The organism is Thalassococcus lentus, assembly GCF_028023555.1.
GTDB lineage: Bacteria > Pseudomonadota > Alphaproteobacteria > Rhodobacterales > Rhodobacteraceae > Thalassococcus_A > Thalassococcus_A lentus.
On sequence record NZ_JAQIOY010000001.1, the window covers coordinates 24,510 to 45,028 of the forward strand.

General features: G+C 57.9%; 27 protein-coding genes. 4 read left to right on the top strand and 23 right to left on the bottom strand.

All coding sequences use genetic code 11. The features are described 5' to 3' along the window. Positions 1 to 19 precede the first annotated feature (19 nt). A complete protein-coding gene (locus PFY00_RS00150; RefSeq protein WP_333908180.1) occupies positions 20 to 1,399 on the top strand; it encodes a multicopper oxidase family protein in 1,380 nt (459 codons plus the stop codon). Here the strand turns inward: PFY00_RS00150 and PFY00_RS00155 are convergent. The 9 genes from PFY00_RS00155 to rplO all read right to left on the bottom strand — a co-directional run bounded on the left by PFY00_RS00155 (position 1,392) and on the right by rplO (position 9,516). Next, the gene (locus PFY00_RS00155; protein ID WP_271430492.1) at positions 1,392 to 2,702 is read right to left on the bottom strand and encodes a replication-associated recombination protein A; all 1,311 of its coding nucleotides are present in this window, start codon (positions 2,700 to 2,702) and stop codon (positions 1,392 to 1,394) included. The genes PFY00_RS00150 and PFY00_RS00155 overlap by 8 nt on opposite strands. Positions 2,703 to 2,704: 2 nt before the next feature. Continuing rightward, entirely contained in the window at positions 2,705 to 4,078 is a 1,374-nt protein-coding gene (locus tag PFY00_RS00160) for a trypsin-like peptidase domain-containing protein (protein WP_271430493.1), read from the bottom strand. 173 nt (positions 4,079 to 4,251) lie between these two features. Beyond that, complete coding sequence (rplQ, locus tag PFY00_RS00165) at positions 4,252 to 4,665, bottom strand: 50S ribosomal protein L17 (RefSeq protein ID WP_271430494.1); 414 nt, start codon at positions 4,663 to 4,665, stop codon at positions 4,252 to 4,254. Between the two features lie 198 nt (positions 4,666 to 4,863). Beyond that, positions 4,864 to 5,880: a DNA-directed RNA polymerase subunit alpha gene (locus tag PFY00_RS00170; RefSeq protein ID WP_271430495.1), complete on the bottom strand. Its 1,017-nt coding sequence runs from the start codon at positions 5,878 to 5,880 to the stop codon at positions 4,864 to 4,866. A 119-nt stretch (positions 5,881 to 5,999) separates the two neighbouring features. Further along, positions 6,000 to 6,392: a 30S ribosomal protein S11 gene (gene rpsK / locus PFY00_RS00175; protein ID WP_271430496.1), complete on the bottom strand. Its 393-nt coding sequence runs from the start codon at positions 6,390 to 6,392 to the stop codon at positions 6,000 to 6,002. Between the two features lie 15 nt (positions 6,393 to 6,407). Further along, positions 6,408 to 6,776 (bottom strand): 30S ribosomal protein S13, encoded by a 369-nt coding sequence (gene rpsM / locus PFY00_RS00180; RefSeq protein ID WP_271430497.1) that lies wholly within the window; start codon positions 6,774 to 6,776, stop codon positions 6,408 to 6,410. A 229-nt stretch (positions 6,777 to 7,005) separates the two neighbouring features. Next, positions 7,006 to 7,584, bottom strand: coding sequence for an adenylate kinase (locus PFY00_RS00185; RefSeq protein ID WP_271430498.1), 579 nt, complete (start codon positions 7,582 to 7,584; stop codon positions 7,006 to 7,008). Then, positions 7,581 to 8,942: a preprotein translocase subunit SecY gene (gene secY / locus PFY00_RS00190; protein WP_271430499.1), complete on the bottom strand. Its 1,362-nt coding sequence runs from the start codon at positions 8,940 to 8,942 to the stop codon at positions 7,581 to 7,583. Before secY ends, PFY00_RS00185 begins: the two co-directional genes overlap by 4 nt. Before the next feature lie 109 nt (positions 8,943 to 9,051). Further along, positions 9,052 to 9,516 (bottom strand): 50S ribosomal protein L15, encoded by a 465-nt coding sequence (gene rplO, locus PFY00_RS00195; RefSeq protein ID WP_271430500.1) that lies wholly within the window; start codon positions 9,514 to 9,516, stop codon positions 9,052 to 9,054. Between the two features lie 364 nt (positions 9,517 to 9,880). On the opposite strand from rplO, the gene PFY00_RS00200 reads away from it, so the two are divergent. Next, a complete protein-coding gene (locus PFY00_RS00200) occupies positions 9,881 to 10,471 on the top strand; it encodes a hypothetical protein (RefSeq protein ID WP_271430501.1) in 591 nt (196 codons plus the stop codon). Between the two features lie 17 nt (positions 10,472 to 10,488). On the opposite strand, the gene PFY00_RS00205 is transcribed toward PFY00_RS00200, so the two are convergent. After that, positions 10,489 to 11,697, bottom strand: a complete 1,209-nt coding sequence (locus PFY00_RS00205; protein ID WP_271430502.1) for a cytochrome P450 — start codon at positions 11,695 to 11,697, stop codon at positions 10,489 to 10,491. A gap of 356 nt (positions 11,698 to 12,053) precedes the next feature. Here PFY00_RS00205 and PFY00_RS00210 point away from each other — a divergent pair, with 356 nt between their 5' ends. Further along, positions 12,054 to 13,325: a DEAD/DEAH box helicase gene (locus tag PFY00_RS00210; protein WP_271430503.1), complete on the top strand. Its 1,272-nt coding sequence runs from the start codon at positions 12,054 to 12,056 to the stop codon at positions 13,323 to 13,325. Positions 13,326 to 13,451: 126 nt separating this feature from the next. Here PFY00_RS00210 and rpmD read toward each other — a convergent pair whose 3' ends face one another. The 11 genes from rpmD to rpmC form a co-directional block, all read right to left on the bottom strand. Continuing rightward, positions 13,452 to 13,640: a 50S ribosomal protein L30 gene (gene rpmD / locus PFY00_RS00215; RefSeq protein ID WP_271430504.1), complete on the bottom strand. Its 189-nt coding sequence runs from the start codon at positions 13,638 to 13,640 to the stop codon at positions 13,452 to 13,454. Between the two features lie 5 nt (positions 13,641 to 13,645). Then, positions 13,646 to 14,224, bottom strand: coding sequence for a 30S ribosomal protein S5 (rpsE, locus tag PFY00_RS00220; protein WP_271430505.1), 579 nt, complete (start codon positions 14,222 to 14,224; stop codon positions 13,646 to 13,648). A gap of 112 nt (positions 14,225 to 14,336) precedes the next feature. Further along, positions 14,337 to 14,696: a 50S ribosomal protein L18 gene (gene rplR / locus PFY00_RS00225; protein WP_271430506.1), complete on the bottom strand. Its 360-nt coding sequence runs from the start codon at positions 14,694 to 14,696 to the stop codon at positions 14,337 to 14,339. 12 nt (positions 14,697 to 14,708) lie between these two features. Beyond that, positions 14,709 to 15,242, bottom strand: coding sequence for a 50S ribosomal protein L6 (gene rplF, locus PFY00_RS00230; protein ID WP_271430507.1), 534 nt, complete (start codon positions 15,240 to 15,242; stop codon positions 14,709 to 14,711). A gap of 10 nt (positions 15,243 to 15,252) precedes the next feature. Beyond that, entirely contained in the window at positions 15,253 to 15,645 is a 393-nt protein-coding gene (gene rpsH / locus PFY00_RS00235; RefSeq protein ID WP_271430508.1) for a 30S ribosomal protein S8, read from the bottom strand. A 13-nt stretch (positions 15,646 to 15,658) separates the two neighbouring features. After that, positions 15,659 to 15,964 carry a 30S ribosomal protein S14 gene (gene rpsN / locus PFY00_RS00240; protein WP_271430509.1) on the bottom strand — a complete coding sequence of 102 codons (306 nt, stop codon included), beginning with the start codon at positions 15,962 to 15,964 and terminating at the stop codon, positions 15,659 to 15,661. A 13-nt stretch (positions 15,965 to 15,977) separates the two neighbouring features. After that, positions 15,978 to 16,556, bottom strand: a complete 579-nt coding sequence (gene rplE / locus PFY00_RS00245; RefSeq protein WP_271430510.1) for a 50S ribosomal protein L5 — start codon at positions 16,554 to 16,556, stop codon at positions 15,978 to 15,980. Continuing rightward, positions 16,549 to 16,860 carry a 50S ribosomal protein L24 gene (rplX, locus tag PFY00_RS00250; RefSeq protein ID WP_271430511.1) on the bottom strand — a complete coding sequence of 104 codons (312 nt, stop codon included), beginning with the start codon at positions 16,858 to 16,860 and terminating at the stop codon, positions 16,549 to 16,551. The genes rplE and rplX overlap by 8 nt, the downstream gene beginning before the upstream one ends. 1 nt (position 16,861) lies before the next feature. Further along, positions 16,862 to 17,230, bottom strand: coding sequence for a 50S ribosomal protein L14 (rplN, locus tag PFY00_RS00255; protein ID WP_038073566.1), 369 nt, complete (start codon positions 17,228 to 17,230; stop codon positions 16,862 to 16,864). Between the two features lie 77 nt (positions 17,231 to 17,307). Further along, positions 17,308 to 17,538 (bottom strand): 30S ribosomal protein S17, encoded by a 231-nt coding sequence (rpsQ, locus tag PFY00_RS00260; RefSeq protein WP_271430512.1) that lies wholly within the window; start codon positions 17,536 to 17,538, stop codon positions 17,308 to 17,310. 3 nt (positions 17,539 to 17,541) lie between these two features. Beyond that, on the bottom strand, positions 17,542 to 17,748 hold the full coding sequence (gene rpmC, locus PFY00_RS00265) for a 50S ribosomal protein L29 (protein WP_271430513.1): 207 nt from the start codon (positions 17,746 to 17,748) through the stop codon (positions 17,542 to 17,544). 271 nt (positions 17,749 to 18,019) lie between these two features. On the opposite strand from rpmC, the gene PFY00_RS00270 reads away from it, so the two are divergent. Continuing rightward, the gene (locus PFY00_RS00270) at positions 18,020 to 19,189 is read left to right on the top strand and encodes a calcium-binding protein (protein WP_271430514.1); all 1,170 of its coding nucleotides are present in this window, start codon (positions 18,020 to 18,022) and stop codon (positions 19,187 to 19,189) included. Positions 19,190 to 19,247: 58 nt separating this feature from the next. Here PFY00_RS00270 and PFY00_RS00275 read toward each other — a convergent pair whose 3' ends face one another. Both PFY00_RS00275 and rplP read right to left on the bottom strand, forming a co-directional pair. After that, a complete protein-coding gene (locus PFY00_RS00275; RefSeq protein WP_271430515.1) occupies positions 19,248 to 19,868 on the bottom strand; it encodes a 2OG-Fe(II) oxygenase family protein in 621 nt (206 codons plus the stop codon). Between the two features lie 230 nt (positions 19,869 to 20,098). Next, positions 20,099 to 20,512, bottom strand: a complete 414-nt coding sequence (gene rplP / locus PFY00_RS00280; protein ID WP_271430516.1) for a 50S ribosomal protein L16 — start codon at positions 20,510 to 20,512, stop codon at positions 20,099 to 20,101. Between the last annotated feature and the right edge of the window lie 7 nt (positions 20,513 to 20,519).

The following is a 20,519-nucleotide window of genomic DNA, read 5'->3' on the forward strand; positions in this document are numbered from 1 at the left end:
AAGAGAAGCGGAGGATATCATGATCGACCGACGTAGCTTTTTGGGAAGTGCCGCGGCTTGCATCGCGATTCCCAATGCCGGGCACAGCGCCTCCAACCTGCTGCGTGCCGCCCCCGGCACGCAACAAATTGCACCAGATCGCTTTGACCCGACCGACCTTTGGGTCTTCGATGGCGCGATGCCGGGCCGCAGCCTGCGGGCCCGTCAGGGCGATCGTTTGTCGATCACCGTCGAAAACGCCCTGCCAGATCCGACATCGGTGCACTGGCATGGTCTTCGGATCGACAATGCAATGGATGGCGTTCCAGGCCTGACGCAAGAGGCAATCGCTCCGGGCGACCGGTTCGACTATGACTTTGCCCTGCCGGATGCCGGCACCTATTGGTACCACAGCCATGCTCAAAGCGTTCAGCAGGTTGAACGGGGCCTGTACGGCCCGCTGATTGTCGAGGAAGCCGAGGGCGCTCCGGACATCGATCAGGATCTGACACTGATGCTGGATGATATCCGCCTGACCGAAACCGCGCAGGTGTCGGATGACTTTGGCAATTTCCATGACAACAGCCATGCGGGTCGGTTTGGAAATGTCTGGCTGGTCAACGGACAGATGGAACCCAAGTACGCCGTACAACGTGGCCAGCGACTGCGGCTCCGGTTGATTTCGGCGGCCAATGCACGCGTGTTTCAACTTGGTCTCAGCGGAATGTCTGGCCACCTCGTCGCGTTGGACGGCATGCCGTTGTCCGAGCCAGCACTCATACAAGACACCTTTTCGCTGGCTCCGGCACAGCGCGCTGACCTTATCGTGGATGTGACCACAGACGAGGCTGAAGCCTTCCTGATCAGCTTTGAACGGGATGGCGGATATGCCATGGCCAGCTTTCCGGTTTCAGGCGCGAAACAGGCTTTGCGGCCGCCCCCCGCCGCGTTGCCCGCCAACCCAGACTTTCCCATCGATCTTAAATCAGCGCGCACGGCCACACTGCTGATGGAAGGTGGCGCGATGGGCGGCATGCGTTCAGCACGGCTCAATGGCACCCAGTTGGATATTCGTGATCTCGCCCAACGCGGGAAGTTCTGGGCCTTCAACGGCACCGTCGGTGACATGAAAGCCTACGGACGAGACACGCCGCTGATCGACGTCGCCCAAGGCGAAAGCGTTCGGATCGGTTTGGCGAACGACACGGCCTTTGCGCATGCCATGCACCTTCACGGGATGCATTTCTCAGAGGTACTGGCAGATGGCAGCCTCGGGCCATTGCGCGACACGCTCCTGATGCAGCGTGGCGAAACCCGCGAAATCGCGTTCAACGCCCACAACCCGGGCGACTGGCTTTTTCATTGTCATATACTCGGCCATCATGCATCCGGCATGGGCACTTGGCTACGGGTTACCTAGGGCCGCGGTCGCGGCGCAAACGTGCGAAATAGTCCACGCGTTTGCGCAATTCTCGCTCAAAGCCACGTTCGACCGGATCATAGAATTCTGTGCGGTCCATATCGTCGGGAAAATAGTCCTGTCCGGAAAAGCCATCCGGCGCATCGTGGTCATAAGCATAACCATCACCGTAGCCCTGATCTTTCATCAGAGACGTTGGCGCATTGAGGATATGCTTTGGCGGCATCAGGCTGCCGGTGTTTTTGGCCGCGCTTCTGGCACCCTTGTAGGCCACGTAGACCGCGTTCGATTTCGGAGCGAGCGCGACGTAGACTAAGGCCTGCGCAAGGGCCAGTTCGCCCTCGGGACTGCCGAGCCGTTCGTAGGTCTGCCAGCTTTGCAGGCACACATTTTGCGCCTGAGGATCTGCAAGGCCGATGTCCTCGACTGCCATACGTGTAATCCGTCGCGCAAGAAAGCGTGGATCTTCGCCAGCATCCAGCATACGTGCGAACCAATACAGCGCTGCATCCGGATCAGACCCACGCACCGATTTGTGCAGGGCGGAAATCAGATTGTAGTGGCCATCACCCGATTTGTCGTACTGAGCGGCGCGCTTCATCAGGCGCGCGCTCAGCGCATCACGCCCCAGCTTGCCGTCCACTCTCCAGGCCATAACCTGCTCAATCAGGTTCAGCAGGGCACGGCCATCGCCATCGGCCATTTCCAGCAGCGCTTCACGCGCTTCGCCATCGAGCGGCAATGCTCGGTCCAATTCTTTTTCGGCGCGCTGCGCCAGCCGTTCCAGATCGGCCAAGGCCAACCGTTCGAGCACAAGTACCTGCGCCCGCGACAGCACAGCGGCATTCAGTTCAAAGCTGGGATTTTCAGTTGTCGCCCCAACAAGCAGGATCGTGCCGTCTTCCATATGTGGCAGGAACCCATCCTGCTGCGCTTTGTTGAAACGGTGAATTTCGTCGACAAACAGCAACGTGCCCTGACCGTTGGCATGCCGGTGTTTGGCCGCATCAAACACTTTGCGCAGGTCCGGAACCCCAGTGAAAATTGCGCTAACCTGCACAAAATGCCGATCTGTCGCATCCGCAAGTAAACGGGCTATGGTCGTCTTGCCTACACCCGGCGGCCCCCAGAACACAATCGAGCCCAGAGAACCGCTTTCCAACATAACACCAAGCGGCGCATCGGGGCCCAGCACCTGCTCCTGCCCGATAACCTCGGACAGAGTTTGCGGCCTGAGTCGATCAGCAAGCGGCCTTGGCCCCTCGGTTTTGGGCGTTGCCCCGGTATCAAAGAGATCAGCCACCGCTACACCCTGAACCGCAGCGCAATCCGGCGATTGCCGCGCTGTGCCTCAATCTGAATGCGGGGCGCGGCCCGCTTTAAAATACGGTCCACGTCGCTCGGGGCCCGCGGCGCCAGCCCGTTGATAGCCCGAATGATATCACCAGACTGCAACCCGGCCCTCACCCCATAAGGCCCTGGGTCGATGACAACGATCCCAGTCGCGCCGAAGGGCAGCCCGAACTCATCCGCCACTGCCGGGTTCAACCGGGCGACGGTCAATCCGGGCAAAACGGCCCGCTCATCCGAGGTCACCGGATCAGAGGGCGGATCGGCTGGAGGGCGCATCATGGTTACATCTGCACTCCGGGTGCGACCCCCGCGCGTAAACGTGATTTCAGCTGCCTCTCCGATACCCCGCACCGACATGCGAAACAGCATCTCGGCGGGCGTATTCACCGGTTGTCCGTCTACAGTCGAAACTACATCTCCGGCTTCCAGCCCGGCAGTTGCAAATGGGCTGGCGGGATGCATCTGAACCACGACAACCCCGCCTGGCAATCCCAGCCCAAGGCTTTCCGACAAATCTGCGTCAACCGGTTGTCCGGTCATACCGGCCCAAGGGCGTTGAAATCGCGACTGGCCCGCCCGGGCCTGAGACACGAATTCCCGAACCAATGACGACGGGATTGCGAAGCCGATTCCATTGGAGCCGCCCGACCGGGTCAGGATCGATGTGTTCACGCCAATCAGCCGCCCAGCGACATCGATCAGCGCACCACCGGAATTGCCCGGGTTGATAGGAGCATCAGTCTGGATGAAATATCCGCGGGCACTACCCGTGGCCGTTCCTGTACGGGCCAGGCCAGACACGATGCCGCTTGAAACCGTTTGACCGACGCCAAAGGGATTGCCGATCGCCAAAACCAGTTCCCCGACTTCCACGGTGTCGCTGTCACGCAAATCCATGTGCGGCATGTCCGTGGCATCCAGCAACTGAAGGATCGCAAGGTCTACCTCCTCATCCGAAAGCAGGACCCGCGCTTCAAACTCGCGGCGGTCATTCAAAACAACCCGGATATCGGTGGCCTGACCAACCACATGGTAGTTGGAAACAGCGATCCCGTCGGCCGAAAGTATAACCCCGGAGCCAAGCGAGTTCTGAACCCTCGGACGGTTGTTGAGATCGCGAAACAGCCCTCCAAAAAACGGATCATCGGCAAAGGGGCTGCGGGATTGCTGGACGACACGCCGAGCATAGATGTTCACAACTGCAGGCGCCGCCTGTTTGACCAACGGCGCAAAAGACAGTGATATCTCAGCCTGGTTTTGCGGAACCCTTGTCTCGGCATAGACCGGGCTCGCCAGCAAAAACAGAATGCTTAGAATTCGGATCATGGCCGCCTCCATCCCGCAGGATATGTCCACCGTCGGCAGGCAATGCAAGCGGCACATGAGGCTTCTTCTTTTTAAAAATACGCAAACACCCGGTGCCACCAGGCGAACAACATCCAAAGAAAAAGGCCCTGCCGTTGTCGGCAGGGCCCATCCATCGCTTGAAAAAGCGGTGTTTATTCTTCTTCTGCAGCCGCCAAACGGGCCTTGTCTGCCGCGCCTTTGGCGTCAACATCACGGTCAACCAGTTCGATGATGGCCATGGGCGCCATGTCGCCGTAGCGGAAGCCAGCCTTCAGAACACGGGTGTAACCACCGCTACGCTCTTTGTAGCGCGGACCGAGGATTTCGAACAGTTTTGCAACGTCCTTGTCCTGCTTCAGCTGAGCTGCGGCCTGACGGCGGGCATGCAGATCACCGCGCTTGCCGAGTGTGATCAGCTTGTCCATGACGCGCTTGAGTTCCTTGGCTTTGGGCAGAGTCGTCTTGATCTGCTCATGCTCGATCAGCGAGCCAGCCATGTTGGAAAAAAGCGCCTTACGGTGCTCATGGGTACGGTTGAGGCGGCGATAGCCTTTTGCGTGACGCATTGTCTTACTCCTAATGTGCCCTCTACGGGCGATTTTGCTTTGTCTGGCCAGCGATGCGTGTCACCGGCTCTCCTTGGGGCTCTTGCCCGGGTTGTCACCCGCTGCCCCGGTGGTGACCGGAGCGGGACGGGAGGGCGGGTGGGGCCCGCTTCGGTCAGTGCCGGGGCAGCGGGCCCTCCCAATCTCAATTTGTCAGGATCAGAAGCTGTCTTCGAGCTTCTTGGCCAGATCTTCGATGTTGTCCGGTGGCCAGTCCTCGACGTCCATGCCAAGGTGCAGCCCCATGCCGGACAGAACTTCCTTGATCTCGTTCAGCGACTTGCGGCCGAAGTTCGGCGTGCGAAGCATCTCTGCTTCTGTCTTCTGGATGAGATCGCCGATGTAGACGATGTTGTCGTTCTTGAGGCAGTTCGCCGAACGTACAGACAGCTCCAGTTCGTCCACTTTCTTGAGCAGAAGCGGGTTGAACTCCAGACCATCGTCGTCGTCCTGACGACCGGCCTGCTCGGGCTCGTCGAAGTTCACGAAGATCGACAACTGGTCCTGCAGAATACGCGCCGCAAAAGCGATCGCATCATCCGGCGTGACCGAACCGTCTGTTTCAATCTTCATGGTCAGCTTGTCGTAGTCCAGAACCTGACCTTCACGGGTCGGCTGAACGTCGTAAGCCACCTTTTTGACAGGCGAGTAGATCGCGTCGATCGGAATAAGACCGATAGGAGCGTCTTCCGGCTTGTTTTTGTCAGCCGAAACGTAGCCCTTACCGGTGTTGACGGTCAGCTCCATGTAAACTTCGGCACCTTCGTCGAGGTGGCAAATCACATGCTCGCGGTTCAGGACTTCGATGCCTGCAGACTCAGAAATGTCACCGGCCGTAACAACGCCCGGACCTTTTGCATTGATCGAAACCCGCTTTGGGCCTTCGACTTCCATGCGCAGGCTGACGCCTTTGAGGTTCAGGATGATGTCGGTGACATCTTCACGAACGCCCGCAACAGAAGAAAATTCGTGCAGAACGTTGTCGATCTGTACCGAGGTGATGGCCGCGCCCTGAAGCGACGACAGCAGAACACGGCGCAGCGCGTTGCCCATGGTCAGACCAAAGCCACGCTCAAGCGGTTCGGCAACCACGGTTGCCTTGCGCGCGGGATCGTTGCCCGGTTTCACGTCAAGCTGTGTTGGCTTGATCAGTTCAGCCCAGTTCTTGTGGATCATATGTCCCTCCATACCTGCCGGCCCCTCATGTCCAAAAAGGGCAGACGCCCGAGGTTTCTAAATGACGTATTCGGGGCCAGGCACAAAAGGCCCGGCCCCGAAGGGTAGTTCCTGCCGGATTAAACCCGGCGGCGTTTTGGCGGACGGCAGCCGTTGTGCGCGATCGGTGTCACGTCGCGGATCGACGTGATGTTGAACCCGACAGCAGCCAAGGCGCGCAGCGCGCTTTCGCGGCCCGAACCAGGGCCCTGCACTTCGACTTCCAGCGTCTTTACACCGTGCTCTTGTGCTTTCTTGCCTGCGTCTTCTGCGGCCAGCTGGGCAGCGTAAGGTGTCGATTTACGCGACCCTTTAAAGCCCATGGTGCCAGCGGAGGACCAGGAGATTGCGTTGCCCTGAACGTCAGAGATCAGGATCTTCGTGTTGTTGAAGGTCGAGTTCACATGCGCAACGCCAGCTGCGATGTTCTTGGAGACCTTTTTCTTGCCACTACGGCGAGTATCACGTGCCATATCTGTGCGCTCCCCTTACTTCTTCTTGCCGGCGATGGGCTTTGCGGGGCCCTTGCGCGTACGTGCGTTTGTGTGTGTACGCTGACCGCGTACAGGGAGGTTGCGGCGGTGACGCAGGCCACGGTAGGAACCGAGGTCCATCAGGCGCTTTACGTTCATCTGAACTTCGCGGCGCAGGTCGCCTTCGACGGTGTAGTTCGCGTCGATGTGCTCACGCACGGACAGAACTTCTGCATCGCTGAGTTCGTTCACGCGGCGGGTCGCGTCGATGCCTACGGCTTCGCAGATCGCCTTGGCCGAAGAATGGCCAATGCCTGTGATATATGTGAGTGCGATCGGCACTCGCTTGTGGGTCGGGATGTTTACGCCGGCAATACGTGCCACGTTGTCTTCCTTTTCGTTGCGGGTCCGTAGTACCAGACCCTTTTTTCACAACATTGGCCCGAGGCTTAAACGCTCACGGGCCCAGCTGATCAGGTGATCGGCGCGACAGTGTCGACTCAGATCGCGCCATGCGAGTCTCTAATAGAGATGCGGGTAAGTAGGAGTGATGCGCGCGCGCGTCAACCCCTTGTCAAGGGATTTGTGCCCACGCGCGCAGCGTCAGATTGGTTTAGCCGAGAATGGCCGCGATGTCGGCTTTAACGGCCTCAATCTCACCCAGACCGTCAACCGACTTCAAATCGCCCTTGGCGTGGTAGTAGCCGATCAGGGGCGACGTCTGTTTGTAGTAAGCCATCAGGCGGACCTTGAGGCTTTCTTCGTTGTCGTCAGCACGCGCCGTGCCGCCAGCGGCGACAGCCTCAGCTGCGCGGCCAAGAATGCGTTCAACCAGCACTTCGTCGTTGACCTGAAGTTCGATCACATGATCGAGGCCCTGACCAAATTCCGCCAGCAATTCACCCAGCGCATCGGCCTGAGCCAACGTGCGGGGGAAGCCGTCAAAGATGAAACCGCCGTGATCGCCGCCGGCTTCAAGCTTTTCCCGGATCAGGCCAATGACGATTTCGTCCGTAACCAGATCGCCGCGATCCATGACATCGGCCACAATGTTGCCCATTTCGGTTCCCGAGGTGCGAGCTTCACGAAGCATGTCACCGGTCGAAAGCTGAACCATGTTACGCGACTCAACAAGCATTCCGGCTTGTGTGCCTTTGCCCGCTCCGGGCGGTCCAAGAAGAATAATGTTCATCGACGAGCGGGTCCCTTTTTCTTGCGTCCCTTACCTTTACCGCGCAGCTGCGATTTTTGGATGAGACCTTCGTATTGGTGCGCCAAGAGATGGCTTTGCACTTGCTGGATCGTGTCCATGGTCACGCTGACAACGATCAGAACCGAAGTGCCACCGAAGTAGAACGGGATCGCGAGTTCGTTGCGCAGGATTTCCGGCAAAAGACAGACGGCCGCCAGATAGCCCGAGCCCATTACCAGGATGCGGTTGACCACATATTCCAGATACTCGGCTGTGTTCTTGCCTGGGCGAATACCGGGGACAAAGCCATTCTGGTTCTTGAGGTTCTCAGCGACATCGTCCGGCTTAAAGCTGACGTTGAAGGTGTAGAAGTACGCGAAGAAAATGATCATCGCGGCAAAGAACAACAGGTACAGTGGCTGACCCGGGCCGAAGTAGGCCAGAATAGTCGACATCACAGGACCTGCGTCAGACCCCGAGAACGTGCTGATCGTCACCGGAAGCAACAAAAGCGAGCTGGCAAAGATGGCCGGGATAACGCCGGCAGGGTTCACTTTGACAGGCAGGTGGCTGCTCTGTGCTTCGGTCATCTTCATACCGACCTGACGGCGCGGGTATTGAATGGTAATTTTTCGCAAGGCCCTTTCCATAAAGACCACGAAGGCGATCACCGCCACTACCATTATCATGACGCCCACGATCACCGCAGGGCTGATGGCCCCGGTCCGGCCAGATTCAAAGAACTGCGCCAGCGCGGCGGGCAATTCGGCAATAATGCCGACAAAGATGATCAGTGAGATACCGTTGCCGATGCCGCGTGCGGTGATCTGCTCACCCAGCCACATCAGGAACATGGTACCGCCCACCAGCGTGATCACGCAGGACGCACGGAAATACCAACCGGGATCAGTGACCAGATCGCCCGCTTCAAGCGAGGCAGCAAGCCCGTAAGCTTGGAAGGTGGCCAGCAGCACAGTGCCGTAGCGTGTGTACTGGTTGATCTTCTTGCGGCCCTGTTCGCCCTCTTTCTTGAGCTGTTCCAGCGCAGGCACCATCGAGGTGAGCAGCTGAACAATGATCGAGGCCGAAATATAGGGCATGATACCCAAGGCAAAGATGCCCATCCGCGACAGCGCGCCACCGGTGAACATCGACACCATGCCCGCAATGCCTTGCCCTGCTTGATCGACAAAGTCACGCAGTGCTGCTCCATCAATGCCGGGAACGGGCAGGAATGTCCCGATCCGGTATACAATGAGCAACCCGAGCGTGAACAAGATGCGGTTGCGCAGGTCGGTTGCTTTGCCAAGCGCCGCCCAGCTTGTGTTGGCGGCCATTTGCTCTGCTGCGGATACCATGCGGATCTCTCTGTTTATGATAAACGCCGCCAGAGCGTTTTCCAGCTCAGGCGGCGTTTTGGGAAAACTGGTAGATGATGTAAGCGGCCCGGTGGCCGCTCACAACCCGTTATTCTGCCGCGCTCGCAACTGTGAGCGACCCGCCAGCCTTTTCAACGGCTTCCACGGCCGCCTTGGAGGCACCGGTTACGTTGATTGTGGCTTTTGCGGTGATCTCGCCCTTGGCAAGAACGCGGACGCCATCCAGCTTGCGGCGAACAGCACCGGATTCGACCAGTGTATCTTCGTTCACATTGGCTGCGTCCAGCTTGCCGGCATCAATGAACTTCTGAATGATGTTCAGGTTGATAACGGCATAAGATTTGCGGTTTGGCTTGTTGAAGCCGCGCTTTGGCAGACGCTGGTAGAGTGGCATCTGGCCGCCTTCGTAGCCATTGATGGCTACACCCGAACGGGACTTCTGACCTTTGATACCACGGCCACCCATTTTACCCATGCCCGAACCCGGGCCACGGCCAATGCGCTTTTTACGTTTTGTTGCGCCAGGATTGTCGCGCAGTTCATGCAGTTTCATATCGCTTCTCCTTGCCGGATGTGCCCCCCGAAGCGAATGGGACAACCACGGCTTTTCTTGCTTATGTGAATCGGGCCTACAGGCCACCGGGCGCGTATAAAAGAAACCCCTACCCTTTGGCAAGCGTGAAGCGTTGGCCCAAAAGATGCGCCCGACAGTCAGGAATTCCTCCATCGCCAGAAAGCACCACAGGCGGCAAGGTGTTGTTGGGACATTTCAACGCCCGACACGACAATTTTCGATCTGACGTTTCATATATCTATTCTCACGGCTGGTGCTCATGTCATCCGACGGCATTTATCAATTCTTGGGTGTGTTTTCTGCTGTTTTGGCGGTTTGTGCATTCCTTCCATACATTCGCGACATGCTTTTGGGACGCACCAAACCCCTGCGCTCCGCTTGGTTGATCTGGTCCGTTCTGGCCAGCCTGTCCGCAGCGTCCAACCTCGCCGAAGGTGCAGGTGACTCGGCTTGGTTCGTTTGTGTGCAGGCCGGGGCAACTTTGCTGGTTTTCGTCCTGTCCTTCCGCTTCGGAACTGGCAGTTTTGTCCGATCCTACGATGGTGCGGTGCTCGCGCTGGCGCTCGTTGGTCTTGGCCTTTGGTGGCTGACCCATACCGCAATCTATGCTTTGGCGATTTCGATCGCAGTCAGCGCGCTTGGCGGCTGGGTCACGATCTCAAAAGCCTACAAGGCGCCTGAGACGGAGACCGCAAGTTGTTGGATCCTGTCCGTCATTGCGTCAGCCATGGCCATTGTTTCGGTCGGCAGCCTCGATCCCGTGCTGCTGGCCTATCCGGCGTATCTGCTGGTGCTTTATCTGGGCATTTTGACCGCGATTTTCCTGGGCCGGCAACGCGGTGCAGCCCCGGTATCCGTCTTGCAGCGGAACCGCGCATCCACCGTGGTCCAATTGCGTGTGGAGCCACCCTTGACCCGCAAAAGAGCGGCATAATCGATTTTTCGGAAACGCTATGCCACGCGCACCGGCAGGCTGGCAAACCCCCGGAACCGCGCAAGCGGGACATGCTGGCGCGGACCATTGGATTGCATTTTGGGGAACCTTTGAACCAAACGGCCCAGAGCGATCCGCCCTTCGACCCGCGCCAGTGAAGCTCCAAGACACACGTGGATCCCAGTTATAAAAGCGATATGCCGGTTCGGTTTGCGCGTAATATCAACACGATCCGGGTCATGAAATTGTGCGGGATCCCGGTTCGCACCGGCAATAGACGTATGAATGTAGGTTCCTTTGGGAATCACTTCACCCGATAGCTTAATGTCCTCACCTGCAAGCCGGTTGCCAATTTGCAGTGGGCTTTCAACACGCAGGAACTCCTCAACCGCTGTTCCGATATGACTGGGCTCGCGCAACAAAAGCTGGTGCTGATCCGGGTTATCCAGCAGGATTCCCACCGAGTTTCCCACCAGACTGGTTGTGGTTTCATGGCCTGCATTCAGCAAAAAGATGCAGTTTTGGATCAACTCTTCCTGTGTGAGGCGGTGCCCGGCGTGCTCTCCAAAGATCAGAGAATCGAGCACCTCACCCTGCGCCGCGTCATCAGGATTCGATCTGCGGTGGTTGATCAGGTCATTCAAAATTTCGCTGAATTCTTCAACCGCCCGGTTCCCCTCGGCCAATCGCTGTTGTGACACATTGGGATCGAGCGCCCCCAGTATCGCCAGCGAATATCCACGCAGTCTGGCACGGAACTGTTCGGGGATACCCAACATGAAACTGATGATCTCGGTCGGCAGCACCTTGGCGAAGTCGTCGATCAGGTCCAGTTCTCTCATATCTTCGACACGGTCGAGCAATCCATCGACGATACCGCCAATCAGGGGCTCAAACTCTGCCAGCTTGCGCGGTGTAAAGGCGCCTGAAATCAATTTTCGCACAGTTGTATGATAGGGAGGATCGTTGAAAACCAGCGACGTTGTGTGATGCCTGTGCAGCGGACAGGCACCGAATTTCTCGCCAAAAGCCTCGGTTTTGTCGGAAAGCATATCGCGAGATTGGTACACGCGCATGCAGTCATCATACCGCGTAAGATAGATCGAACCGTCGGGGTTTTTGTGGATCGGGCTTTCTGATCGGAGTTGATGCAAAAAGGGGTGCGGGTCGGCAATGAAATCCGAACCGATTGCATTGAGGTCAAACTCCGAAACATCGAGCGGCATGGATGGGTCCTCCGGGTTTGTACCGTGACCGAGCATCGCCAAGGCGACAAGCCCCTATCCCTGCCGCCCCAGACAACGGTTGACTTGGAAGGCCGCACGCTTCATATGCCACCCAAGGTCCAGCCCGCCGCGTGAGCGGGCACCGCGCACACAACGATAGCAATCAAAAAGCGCCCGACCTGACTTTGATCAAACACGGTTCCCAATTCACGCGGGGGGCAAGCACCAACGCGGCGGCAGGGGCATTCGGCTCTTATCGTCAGATTTGGGGCAACCCAGCGGTGATGCGTGCAGCAATGCGCCCGGACCGAAGATTGGCGTCCGCACTCAGCGGTTCGTCCAAAAAGGAAATAACTTTGACTTTCGAAACCCTCGGGCTCCCAGCCCGAATTCTCAAGAACCTTGCCGAAATGGGCATTTCTGATCCGTCCCCCATTCAGGCCAAGGCAATCCCCCTGGCAATGGAAGGCCGCGATGTTATGGGCCTCGCCCAGACCGGGACAGGCAAGACGGCAGCCTTTGGCCTGCCCATCGTATCCAAGCTGTTGCGTCTCGAAGGACGCCCGGACCCGAAATCGGTTCGCGGCCTCGTCCTTGCTCCGACGCGGGAATTGGCCGGACAAATCCGCGACAACCTACGGGCCTATGCCGAAGGCACTTCGCTACGGATCAACCTTGTTGTGGGCGGTGCAGGCATTAACGGACAGATCAACCGCCTGCAACGCGGGACCGACGTTCTGGTGGCCACTCCCGGCCGCTTGATCGACCTTCTGGATCGTCGTGCAGTCCGTTTGGACAAAGCGAAGTTCCTCGTTCTCGACGAAGCTGACCAGATGCTCGATCTGGGCTTTATCCATGCGCTGCGCCGCATTGCGCCCCTGTTGCCCAAAGAACGTCAGACTATGCTGTTCTCGGCCACCATGCCAAAGCAAATGGCCGAGCTTTCCGAAGCTTACCTGACCGATGCTGTGCGTGTCGAAACCGCGCCTCCAGGCAAACCGGCCGACAAGATCGAGCAATTCCTTCACTTTGTAGTTCAATCGGAAAAGGCGGGCCTTCTAAAGGAACATTTGGCCGAACATCGGAGCGATCAGGCCTTGGTCTTTTCCCGCACCAAACACGGCGCAGAAAAGCTGATGAAAGGCTTGGTTGCGGCCGGTTTCGAAGCGGCTTCCATTCACGGCAACAAAAGCCAGGGCCAGCGTGATCGCGCAATCAAGGCGTTCCGTGCCGGAGAACTGATGGTTCTGGTTGCTACGGATGTTGCGGCACGCGGCATCGACATTCCAGAAGTTCGGTATGTGTACAACTTCGATCTGCCCAATGTGCCGGACAACTATGTTCACAGAATTGGACGGACGGCCCGTGCCGGTCGGGACGGAACCGCGATCGCGTATTGTGCACCGGACGAAATGGGCGAATTGAAAGCTATCCAAAAAGTCATGAAGCGGGACATTCCGGTGGCAAGCGGACGTCCTTGGGATCCGGTGGACGCACCCAAAAAGGGTCGGCCCGGCGGCGGTCGTCGTCGCGGTGGACCGGGTGGCGGTGGTGGACAGGCCAAAAAGCAGGGCGGCGCGCCAAAGAGCGGCCAACGCCGCCGCAATCGTAGGTCAAAAGCTGCATAAATCGGCGATATCTATGGGGCAGAAATCGTTTCTGCCCCATAGGCTCAAAGGCGCCGTGGTCTTAGGACAAAAAAACACCCCCCGGATACGATCCGGGGGGTGTTTCTAATTCCGGTGAAAGGCGGCTTAGCCGCGCTCTTCTACGATCTCGACCAGATGCGGGATCTTGCGGATCATACCTCGAACCGAAGGGGTATCCTCGAGTTCGCGGGTCTTGTGCATCTTGTTCAGACCCAGACCGATCAGCGTTTCACGCTGCTTGGCGGGGCGACGGATCGGCGAGCCGATTTGCTTTACAACAATGGTCTTTGTCATGGGTCTCAGGCCTCCTCAGCGACTTGAGTGGATTCTGACGGCGCGTCTTCGCGCTTGGGCAGAATGTCGGCCACTTTCTTACCACGACGCTGCGCTACCGAGCGCGGCGATTGTTCCTTGCTCAGGCCGTTCAGCGTGGCGCGGATCATGTTGTATGGGTTCTGCGAACCGATCGACTTGGCAACAACGTCCTGTACGCCCAGCATTTCGAAAACGGCACGCATCGGACCACCGGCGATAATACCAGTACCGGTCGGCGCGGTGCGCATGACCACTTTACCAGCGCCGTGACGGCCCTCGATATCGTGATGCAGCGTACGGCCTTCGCGCAGCGGAACGCGGATCATCTGGCGCTTGGCTTGCTCGGTCGCCTTACGGATGGCCTCAGGAACCTCCTTGGCCTTACCCTTGCCAAAGCCTACGCGGCCTTTCTGGTCGCCAACAACGACAAGCGCGGCAAAGCCAAAACGCTTACCGCCTTTAACGGTCTTGGACACTCGGTTGATCGCGACGAGACGATCTGCGAATTCCGGTGCTTCATCGCGCTCACGGCGACCGCCCCGGCGGTTTTCACGTTCTGCCATTTGGCATCCCTTTATCTTGGTGGCGCAAGTCGCGCCGTATCACACTCGATCCTTGGTGGGGACATGCCCCCCGGATCATCGAGGAGGCCGCAAAAGCAGCCTCCTGCAAGTCTTAGATTTTCAGACCGCCTTCGCGGGCAGCGTCGGCCAGAGCCTTGACGCGGCCGTGGAACAAGAAACCGCCACGGTCAAAGTAGGCTTCGGTCACGCCAGCGGCTTTCGCACGCTCAGCAATCGCTGTGCCGACCTTTGTGGCCGCTTCGACGTTGTTCTTGCCCACAACACCCAGTGTCGGCTCAAGCGACGAAGCGGAAGCCAGTGTCTTGCCGGCCACGTCGTCGATGAGCTGAACAGAGATGTTCTTGTTCGAGCGGTGAACCGAAAGGCGAACGCGACCTGCGTTGACCTTGCGGAGTTTGTTCCGGACGCGCAGGCGGCGCTTCTGGAACAGATCTCGTTTGCTGTTTGCCATTTCCTGCGATCCTTACTTCTTCTTGCCTTCCTTCTGGAAGATGTACTCGCCCTTGTAGCGAATACCCTTCCCCTTGTAGGGCTCGGGGCGGCGCCAATCGCGGATATTCGCCGCGACTTCACCAACCACCTGCTTGTCCTGCCCCTCGATGATAATCTCGGTCGGCTTTGGGCAAGCAATCTTGATACCCTCAGGAATGGCGAAATCCACATCGTGGGAGTAACCAAGGTTCAGCTTGAGCGTGTTGCCCTGGACTTGGGCACGATAACCCACACCCTGGATTTCCAGCTCTTTCTTGAACACTTCGGTCACACCGTGGACCAGATTGGCCACCATAGTGCGGGACATACCCCACTGCTGACGGGCGCGCTTGGATTTGCCGCGCGGCATTACAGTGACGGTGTTGTCTTCGATCGTGATGGTCACGTCGTCAGTTGCGGTAAAGCTCTGGGTGCCCTTAGGCCCCTTCACCTCGATGGTCTGGCCCGAAAGGGACGCAGAGACACCCGAGGGCAGCTCGACCGGTTTTTTGCCAATACGAGACATGAAGCCCTCCTTAGAAGATGGTGCAGAGCACTTCGCCGCCGACGTTGGCTGCGCGTGCGTTTGCATCCGACATCACACCCTTGGGTGTGCTGACAATCGACACACCCAGACCCTGACGGACCGTTGGGATGTCTTTCACGCTCATGTATACGCGACGGCCAGGCTTGGAGACCCGCTTGAGTTCGCGGATGACAGGCGTGCCATCATAATACTTGAGGCTGATTTCCAGCGTCGGGTGACCCGCCGCATCAGTGCCTTTTTCGTAACCGCGGATGTAGCCTTCGTCCGCCAGCACATCCAGAACCCATGCACGCAGCTTTGACGCTGGTGTGGACACAACGGATTTGCCGCGCATTTGGCTATTGCGGATGCGGGTGAGCATATCGCCGATAGGATCGTTCATATCATACCCTCCCTTACCAGCTCGACTTTACCATACCGGGCAGCTGGCCGGTCGAACCGAGTTCGCGCAGTGCGATACGGCTGACTTTGAGCTTACGGTAGTAGGCGTGCGGCCGGCCTGTCAGCTGGCAACGGTTGTGCAGACGGGTTGGCGAGCTGTTGCGAGGCAGCTTCGCCAGCTTCAGGCGCGCTTTGAAGCGCTCTTCCATCGGCTTGCTTTCGTCATTCGCGATCTCTTTGAGCTCAGCACGCTTGGCGGCAAATTTCTCCACCAGGCGCTGACGCTTCTTTTCGCGTTCGATCATTGCTTTTTTGGCCATGATGCGGGTCCTCTTACGCGTTGAACGGCATGTTGAAATGCTTCAACAGCGCTTTTGCCTGCGCATCGGCGGAGTGATCGCCGTATTGCTGCGCAGTGGTGGTGATGATGATGTCCATGCCCCAGACTTCGTCGACTTTATCAAAGTCGATTTCAGGGAAGACGATGTGCTCTTTCAGGCCCATGGCGAAGTTGCCACGACCATCAAAGCTCGGCTTCACTCCGCGGAAGTCACGGATACGAGGCATTGCGATGGTGATCAGACGATCGAGGAATTCGTACATCCGGTCGCCACGCAGCGTCACCTTGGCACCCAATGGCATGTCTTCGCGTACGCGGAAACCAGCGATGGATTTCTTGGCCTTGGTGCCGACGGCCTGCTGGCCAGCGATCTTGGTCAGATCTTCAACGGCAGATTTGGCTTTTTTGCTGTCACGGACAGCTTCTGCACCACAGCCGATGTTCAGAACGATCTTTTCAAGTGCAGGGATCTGCATGTCGTTCTTGTAGCCGAACTCTTCTTTCATTGCTGCCTTGATGGTGTCAGCAAAAGAAGACTTCAGACGCGGGGTGTAGTTTGCGGTATCAAGCATCGATCACGTCCCCCGTGGTCTTGGCAAAGCGGACTTTCTTGTCGCCTTCCATACGGAAACCAACGCGGGTCGGCTTGCCGTTCTTGTCGACGATCGCCAGGTTCGACAGATCGATTGGCATCGACTTGGGCAGACGTCCGCCCTGGCTTGTCTGGCTTTGACGTGTGTGGCGGATCGCCATGTTCAGGCCATCTACAACTGCCTTACCAGCAGCTGGCATAACGCGGGTGATCTCGCCGGTCTTGCCCTTGTCCTTACCGGCCAGGACGACAACCTTGTCACCTTTTTTCAGTTTAGCAGCCATCTTACAGCACCTCCGGCGCGAGCGAGATGATCTTCATGAAGTTCTTGGCGCGCAGTTCGCGAACAACCGGCCCGAAGATACGGGTACCGACCGGCTCACCTGCGTTGTTCAGGATCACGGCGGCGTTGCGGTCAAAGCGGATTGCTGTGCCGTCTTCACGGCGAACTTCCTTGGCGGTGCGTACGACGACGGCCTTACGGACGTCACCTTTCTTTACGCGGCCGCGCGGAATGGCCTCTTTCACGGATACGACGATGATATCGCCTACCGATGCGTAGCGGCGATGCGAGCCACCGAGGACCTTGATGCACTGCACCCGGCGTGCGCCGGAGTTGTCAGCAACATCCAGATTGGTCTGCATCTGGATCATATGGTTTCTCCCGACTTCCGGGGCCGCCTGATTAGGACATTGACCCCGGGGTTTCGTTCAAACCGAAAGGTTAGTGCTTATTCAGCAATAACCTCCCAGCGTTTGGTTTTCGATTTCGGCGCGCATTCGATGATTCGAACCATATCGCCGACAGCGAACTTTTCCGCCTCATCATGAGCACGGTATTTCTTGGTGCGCTTCACCGTCTTTTGCATGACGGGGTGCTTGAAGCGGCGCTCGACCAGAACAGTCACGGTCTGAGCGTTGGCAGTGGAGGTCACGGTGCCGGACAGGATTCTCTTGGGCATGTCTTACGCCTCCGATGCCGCGGACGCGGCCTTTTGGTTCAGCACGGTCTTGACCCGCGCCACATCGCGACGCACCTGACGGATGCGTGCAGAGTTCTCAAGCTGGCCACCGGCCTGCTGAAAGCGGAGGTTAAAGGCCTCTTTTTTCAGCTGAACAAGCTCATCGCGGAGCTGGTCCGGTGTCTTGTCATTCAGTTCCTTGGCGTTCATGTCGCCCTTTCCTTTTTATCAACATCACCGGAAGGCCCCTGCATTGATGAGGGTCACCCTGATTCCCGGTGGAGGTGGATGAACGCGCCGTATAGGGGTCATGGGTATTGTTGGCAAGGGGTTTCTGGGGCATCGCCATGCAGCGCTAGGCAAGCGATGTGACACCGATTGTTTCGACTGCGGGAACGCTCTGTCCCCGCGAACCGTTTGGACGGCGCAAACGGCCCGTGATATTCTCTCTATGGTTGATTGTCCCCATGTTGAGGTTGTTATGGAGTTTCTTGTTTTACTTAGTTTCCTCGGGTTCGCGTTTGCCGCAACAGGTTCTCATGATGTGGATGCCAACCCCAGCGACGATGCCGATACGGACGGTGACGACGTGCCAGCGCCGGACACCCCAGAACCGTCAGACGATCCACTCTCATTGACTGTATCCGGCAGCGGCACGTTTCTTGGCAGCGAAGGGGATGACACCGTAGCGCTTGGCGATCCGGTTGATCTGGATTTTGACGGTCCGGTTTCGATCGAAACCGCAGACGGTAACGACCTGATCGATTTCTTCTCGGCAGATGACTACGGTGATCGTGATGCACTCGAGGCGTCTCGTATCGTTGGCCTCAATATTGATGCCGGCACCGGCGACGATACCGTCGACGTGGTCGGCGAGGCCGTAGTCATTGATGGCGGGGCCGGGAACGACAGCATTTCCCTCTATGGCATCGATGCAGTAGTTTCCGGTGGAGATGGCAATGATGTCATTTCCGTAGAATCCGACGCCGGCGAACCCATCGTCGTCAATGGCGGGTTGGGCGATGACACGATTACCGGCGCCATCAATGTTGCGCTGAACGGTGGCGAAGGAAACGACGTTATTTCCGCAATCGGAGGCGCTTTTGCCGGCGAAGGCTATGCTGCGGTGCCTGATGGTGGCCCCGGCGATGATACAATCCGTTTCGACGTCCTCACCGATTTAAGCGGGCGAGGGTCAACTCAGGTCGCCCTCGGCGGCACTGGCGCCGATGTTTTCGAACTGACAGTCGATGAAGGTGATCCGGACACAGTCCTCGATTTCTCGGCTGCACAGGCACTGGGGCGTCTGGATGATGAGGGCAATCCAGTCTTTGGAACGGGCGACTACAGTTTCTCTGACCCGGCAGAAGTGTCTTTCGATACTCTGGTCATTCGAGATTTCGAACCGGGCGTCGACAGCATTGTACTGGAGGCGGACCCACTTTCAGATGACTACACCTTGTCCTCCGTCACGGTAAGCGAAGTGACTGCCGCCGACGGAAGCACGAATACAGAAGTCGCGATCCGGTATGAGAACCCTGGACTGTATGATCGCATCGTCATTGTGATCCTGCAGGGCGCGACAGGCGTCACCGCAGAGGACATTGAACTGGCAGGTGTGAATGCCTCGGTCGACGTTGCAGTAGCCTGACAGCTACGCCCTTGCGAATGACACTTTCAGGACAGGCGGCACGGACACAGCGCGCCGCCTATTCCCATTTGTAGTTGAAGCTGACGCTGATCCGTTCGTCCTCTTCCGCCATGTTCATGGGAACCTCATGACGCAGCCACGATTCCCAAAGCAGAACATCCCCAACTTCGGGTTTGACGTAAACGAAACTGCGCAGTTCTTCTCGGCAGTCCTTGATCCGTGTCGGCGCCGCCATCATCATGGGTAGGCGCGGGTCTTCCAGTTTCAGCGCAGCAGCCCCTTCCGGCATCGCCACATAGGTTGTTCCACTGATCACCGAATGCGGGTGAATGTGGCTGGAATGCGTGCCGCCGGGAGGCAGGATGTTGATCCAGATGTCTTCAAGCACCAGTGCCCGGTCCGCCAGATCAAATTCCAAATCTTTGGCAAAGGCGGCAACGTGTTTGTCCAGTGCCTTCTGGATGTCGCCAAAGATCGGGAACCGCCACGGCAAGTCGGTCAACGAAGCATAAGACGTGTAGCCGGGATAGCCTTCGGTTTCGCACCATTCCTGCCCCGCCTCGTCATCCTCGGCGATGGAAAAGCACGAGGCTTCAAGCTCATCAGGGTCGATCGAGCCAAACTCATTCAGGCTGGCATGATAAAGGCGGGTCGCAAAGAGAGATTTGATCTGGGACATGCCGGTTCTTTAGCGCCTCTGGCACAAAAGAACGAGTGCGATGTCGCGAATTTGAGGCGCAAACGCGGGCAATCATCCGGAGGCAAATCGCCCAGGTCCAGCCAATGTCCATATGCCCAAAGAAAAACCCCCGCCGGTTCAGGCGGGGGTTTCCAATTTTCAACGGTACCGGCTCGCATCGTCCTTACAAGTAAAGACGACTGCCGCCCGCTCGGCGGCAGAGCAACCGGTTACCAGTCTTCGCGAACCACGACGCGTGTCTTGACCGGCAGCTTCATCGCGGCGAGACGCAGCGCTTCGCGCGCGATCTCGTCGTTGACGCCATCGATTTCGAACATCACGCGACCAGGCTTGACCTTGCAGGTCCAGCGATCGACGGAACCCTTACCTTTACCCATACGAACTTCGATGGGCTTGGCGGTGACAGGCGTGTCCGGGAAAATGCGAATCCAGACCCGGCCCTGACGCTTCATGTGACGCGTCATGGCACGACGGGCTGCTTCGATCTGACGTGCTGTCACACGCTCAGGCTGAAGCGCCTTGAGGCCGTAGGAGCCAAAGTTCAGATCAGAGCCGCCTTTGGCGAGGCCCTTGATCCGACCTTTGTGCATTTTGCGGAATTTTGTACGCTTTGGTTGAAGCATCTATCCG